This is a genomic window from Streptomyces macrolidinus (assembly GCF_023887685.1).
GTDB lineage: Bacteria > Actinomycetota > Actinomycetes > Streptomycetales > Streptomycetaceae > Streptomyces > Streptomyces macrolidinus.
This window is the reverse complement of sequence record NZ_JAMWMR010000080.1, coordinates 1-2227: the sequence shown is the minus strand read 5'-3', so window position 1 is coordinate 2227 and position 2227 is coordinate 1. Positions and strand designations below refer to the sequence as shown.

Sequence of the window (2227 nt, the reverse complement as noted above, 5' to 3'; positions counted from 1 at the left end):
CTACTGGCTCACGAGCGACGGCTCCCGCGCGGGTGATATCAGTGCCGCAGGCCTGGACACGGCCGACCACCCGCTGCTGGGCGCGGCAGTCGAACTGCCCCAGTCCGGCGGGTACCTTCTGACCGGGCAGCTGTCCACGGCCGCCGAGGGCTGGCTGGCGGATCACGCGATACGGGGCACCAACCTCGTGCCGGCCACGGTCTTCCTGGAGCTCGCCCAGCGGGCCGCCGACGCCGTGGGCTGCGGGTCCGTCGCGGAACTGACCGTGGAAGCGCCGCTGGCGCTGCACGAGCAGGGCCGGGTCGCGGTGCAGGTGACCGTCTCCGAGAATGAGACCGGGACGGCCGACCGCGCCTTCACCATCCACGCCAAGCGCGCCGGCCAGGAGTGGATCCGGCACGCCAGCGGCTCGCTCGCCGCCCCGCTCCCGGACGCCCGGGCCGACTTCGGGACGGAGTGGCCGCCGCGTGACGCCCAACCGGTGAGCCCGGACGGCCTCTACCGGCAGCTGGCCGATAACGGATTCGACTACGGCCCCGCCTTCCAGGGCCTGCGGGCGGCCTGGCGCCGCGGCTCGGAGATCTTCGCCCACGTGGAGCTGCCGGAGGACCTGGCTGCCGGGCGGTTCGGGCTGCACCCCGCACTGTTCGACGCCGCCTTCCACGCCTGGCACGTCGGCGCGGCCGAGGGCCTCGGCAGGCTGCCCTTCAACTGGCGCGGTGTAGGGCTCTTCCGGGAAGGCACGTCGGAACTGCGGGTCCGGTTGTCGCCGGTCGGCGAGGACGCCGTGGCGCTCGTCGCGACCGACGCCGACGGCGCACTGGTCGTCGCGGTGGAGTCGCTGACCTTCCGCACCGTCTCGGACGACCAGCTGCGCGGCGCCCGCCAAGGCGGGACGGACTCGCTGTTCCACATCGACTGGCAGCCGATCGCCATTCCGGCGCGACGGGACGACGACCACCAGGTGATCCGGTGCGGGGGAGACGCGATCTCCGCGGGTGCCCTCCGCACCGTCCTGAGCGAGGTGTTGACGTCCGTACGGGAGTGGCTGGCGCATGAGGACCGCCCCGCGTCCGCACGACTCGCCGTCGTGACCCGGGGCGCGGTGCCGGGCCGCACCGACGACAGCGTGGCGGATCTCGCCGGTGCCGCCGTCTGGGGGCTGATCCGGTCCGCCCAGTCGGAGCACCCCGACCGGATCGTGCTGGTTGACGTCGACGCCGATGCCGATGACGACTTTGTCGCGGCGGCGGTGGCGACCGGCGAGCCGCAGATCGCCGTACGCGGCGGGACCCTCCACGTGCCGCGTCTCGTCCGTACCGGAACTGTCGCCGGCGCGCCCGCCTGGGATCAGTCGGGCACGGTGCTCATCACCGGAGGCACCGGCCTGCTGGGGGCGGCGACCGCCCGGCACCTGGTCGTCAACCACGGTGTTCGGCACCTGCTGCTGGCCAGCCGCAGCGGCGAGGCCGGTGACCTAGTGGCGGAACTCTCCGCATACGGCGCCGAAGTGACCGTCTCCGCCTGCGATGTGGCCGACCGCGAGGCCGTCGTCCGGCTGCTGGCCGGGATTCCGGCCGAGCACCGGCTGACCGCCGTGGTGCACACGGCCGGCGTGGTCGACGACGGCGTCCTGGACGTGCTCACGGAGGACAAGCTCGGTACGGTGCTGCGCCCGAAGGCCGACGCGGCCTGGCTGCTGCACGAACTCACCCAGGACCTCGACCTCGATGCGTTCGTCCTGTTCTCCTCCGTCGCGGGCACCTTGGGCGCCGCTGGTCAGGCCAACTACGCCGCGGCCAACGCCTTCCTCGACGGCTTGGCCCGCTACCGTCAGGGCCTGGGCCGCCCGGCCACGTCCATCGGATGGGGCCTGTGGGACCCCGCCGGCGGCATGGCGGGCCGACTGGACGAGGCCGATCTGGCCCGGATGCGCCGGACCGGTGTCGAGGCCCTCGGCATCGACGAGGGCCTGGCGCTCTTCGACGCCGCGCTCGCCTCGGCCGAGCCGACGCCCGTCGCCGTGAAGCTGGACACCGCCGCCCTGGGCCGTCCCGCCCAGCCGGGCCTCGACGTGCCGGTACCGGCGCTGCTGCGTGCGCTCGTGCGGCCGGTCGGACCGCGCGATCGCGGAGTATCCACCACCTCGGAGTCTGCTCTCAAGCACCGGCTGGCCCGGCTGCCGGCGGCCGAGCAGCACGACCTGGTGCTCGACCTCGTACGGCGG

The 2227-nt window shown here is 73.9% G+C and carries 1 protein-coding gene; it reads left to right on the top strand.

Features of this window, described 5'->3' with window-relative positions; all coding sequences use genetic code 11:
- Nucleotides 1-2227 (top strand): type I polyketide synthase (locus NGF19_RS30265; protein ID WP_252429117.1); only part of this gene is annotated, 2227 nt, incomplete at both ends.